Origin of the sequence: Bilophila sp. 4_1_30 (genome assembly GCF_000224655.1) — a bacterium.
Lineage (GTDB): Bacteria > Desulfobacterota > Desulfovibrionia > Desulfovibrionales > Desulfovibrionaceae > Bilophila > Bilophila wadsworthia.
This window is the reverse complement of sequence record NZ_JH114232.1, coordinates 608,432-611,026: the sequence shown is the minus strand read 5'-3', so window position 1 is coordinate 611,026 and position 2,595 is coordinate 608,432. Positions and strand designations below refer to the sequence as shown.

The following is a 2,595-nucleotide window of genomic DNA, read 5'->3' as shown; positions in this document are numbered from 1 at the left end:
AATATCTCCATCCCCCCCGCGCATCAACCGCTCGAGGTGACTTTCCTGACCAGCAGGTTGTCGTGGGGAAGAACGGCACGATCGGGCGTGAGCAACTCGCGCCCCCGGGCCACGAGGGCGGTGCACTCGCGGATGCCGAGGTATTTGAGCAGCTGTTTCACATTCTTGACCTTGTGGCGGGGGATTTCGAGAACCTGTTCCTCTGGCTGGAGCAGGACCGTCACGTTGGGTATTTCAAAAGGCAGAGACTGATCCATTGCTATCCCTTTTTTATGCGAATATGCCCCGGAATGGGGACATCAGAGTACGTCGCTTCGCGCCAAAAGGAAAGTCTCCCGATAGGAAAGGAAGGATTGTCACGGAACGGAGGACCGGACCTCTTGACCCCTGCCCCGCTTTCACTTAGCGTAACGGATCGCAACGCTTCATCTACCGGAGCGTACAAACGAATTCACCCTGCGGGGTTGTAGAGGTAATCCCATGCTTCAGAAAACGGAATTCATCTGGTTTGACGGAAAGCTGGTCCCTTGGGATCAGGCCCAGGTCCATGTGCTTGCCCACGGTCTGCATTACGGCACCGGCGTCTTTGAAGGCATTCGCGCCTACGCCTGCCCCGACGGTTCTTCCGCCGTCTTCCGTCTACCGGAGCATTCCAAGCGCCTCGTCAATTCCGCCAAGATCCTTGGCATCGACATGCCCTATACCGCCGACGAAATTTCCAAGGCGATCGTCGAAACCGTTGTGGCCAACAAGCTTTCCGAAGGCTACATCCGTCCCCTCGCCTTTGCCGGCGAAGGCGACATGGGCGTGTTCCCCGGCAACAACCCCACGCACGTCATCATCGCCGTGTGGCCCTGGGGCGCCTACCTCGGAGCCGAAGCCCTCGAAAAGGGCATCCGCATCAAGACCAGCTCCTTCGCCCGTATGCACGTCAACACCCTGATGAGCAAGGCCAAGGCCGCCGGCAACTATGTGAACTCCGTGCTCGCCAAGATGGAAGTCAAACAGGACGGTTATGACGAAGCCCTGATGCTCGACACCAACGGCTACGTCTGCGAAGCGACCGGCGAAAACTTCTTCATCGTCCGCAACGGCGTGATCAAGACCCCGCCGCTGACCGCCATCCTCGACGGCATCACCCGCGACTCCATCATCAAGATCGCCCGCGATCTCGGCTACACCGTGGAAGAACAGCTGTTCACCCGCGATGAAGTCTATTATGCCGACGAAGCGTTCTTCAGCGGCACCGCCGCCGAATTGACGCCCATCCGCGAACTCGACAACCGCACCATCGGCGAAGGCCATGCCGGCCCGGTGACCAAAGCGCTTCAGGCCGCCTACTTCAAGGCGATCAAGGGGCAGGATCCCCGCTACGGCCACTGGCTGACCAACTACAAGTTCTAAAGCCGCCCACGGGGGAGGGCAACCTCCCCCGTTCCGGCTCCGCCACACAGCGCAACCCAATACCGCATGAGTCACGCATCCCTCGCAGCCCGCTACCGTCCGCAGACATTCGCTGAAGTGACGGGACAGGAAACCGTCAAGGCCATCCTTTCCCGCGCCGCCGCGGAAGACAAGGTTGCGCCCGCCTACCTGCTGAGCGGGACCCGGGGCGTGGGCAAGACCACCATCGCCCGTATTTTCGCCAAGGCGCTGAATTGCGTGCACGCCCCCACCGGCGAGCCCTGCAACCAGTGCGAGCAGTGCCGCCGCATCACGATGGGCAACCACGTGGACGTGGTGGAAATCGACGGCGCGTCCAACCGCGGCATCGACGACGCCCGCCGCCTGCGCGAGGCCATCGCCTACGCGCCGATGGAAGGCCGCTACAAGGTCTTCATCATCGACGAAGCGCACATGCTCACGCGCGAATCCTTCAACGCCCTGCTCAAGACGCTGGAAGAACCGCCGCCACGCGCAACGTTCATCCTCGCCACCACCGAGGCCCACAAATTTCCGATCACGATCGTCAGCCGCTGCCAGCATTTCATTTTCAAGGCCATCCCCGAAGCCGAACTGGTGGCCCATCTGACGCGCGTGCTCAACAAGGAAGGCATCCCGTTCGAGGAAAACGCCGTCCGCCTCCTTGCGCGCCGTGCCGCCGGAAGCGTGCGCGACAGCATGTCCCTGCTCGGCCAGACGCTGGCCCTCGGCGGCGACCACCTGACCGAAGCCTCCACCCGCAGCGTGCTCGGCCTTGCCGGACAGGAGCTTTATGAGCGCCTTCTCAGCGCACTCAAGGCTCAGGACTGCCTCGCCGTTGCCGCGCTGACGCAGGAATTGCTGGAGCGTGGCGTGGATCTCGGCTTTTTCCTCCGCGAACTGACCACGTTGTGGCGTAACTTGTTCCTCATCCGTCAGGCCGGGGCCGCGGCCACCGCCGCGCTCGACATGCCGGACGCGGAAAAGCAGCGCCTGCTGGACCTCGCGCCGCAGTTCGATCCCGCGTATATCCATGCCGCGTGGCAAATGGTGCTCGAAAGCCAGCGGCAGGTGCTCACCAGCCTTGAGCCTTCCGCCGCGCTGGAACTGCTGCTCCTGAACCTCGCCCTGCTGCCGCGCCTCGTATCGTTGGAAACCCTCTCCCGCACCACG

General features: G+C 62.2%; 3 protein-coding genes. 2 read left to right on the top strand and 1 reads right to left on the bottom strand.

All coding sequences use genetic code 11. The features are described 5' to 3' along the window. Positions 1-23 precede the first annotated feature (23 nt). Positions 24-257 carry a hypothetical protein gene (locus HMPREF0178_RS09335; RefSeq protein WP_009380414.1) on the bottom strand — a complete coding sequence of 78 codons (234 nt, stop codon included), beginning with the start codon at positions 255-257 and terminating at the stop codon, positions 24-26. 223 nt (positions 258-480) lie between these two features. Here HMPREF0178_RS09335 and HMPREF0178_RS09330 point away from each other — a divergent pair, with 223 nt between their 5' ends. Together HMPREF0178_RS09330 and dnaX are read left to right on the top strand one after the other, a co-directional pair. Then, complete coding sequence (locus tag HMPREF0178_RS09330) at positions 481-1,404, top strand: branched-chain amino acid transaminase (protein ID WP_009380411.1); 924 nt, start codon at positions 481-483, stop codon at positions 1,402-1,404. 66 nt (positions 1,405-1,470) lie between these two features. Then, on the top strand, positions 1,471-2,595 hold a 1,125-nt coding region (dnaX, locus tag HMPREF0178_RS09325), incomplete at its 3' end, for a DNA polymerase III subunit gamma/tau (protein ID WP_009380409.1).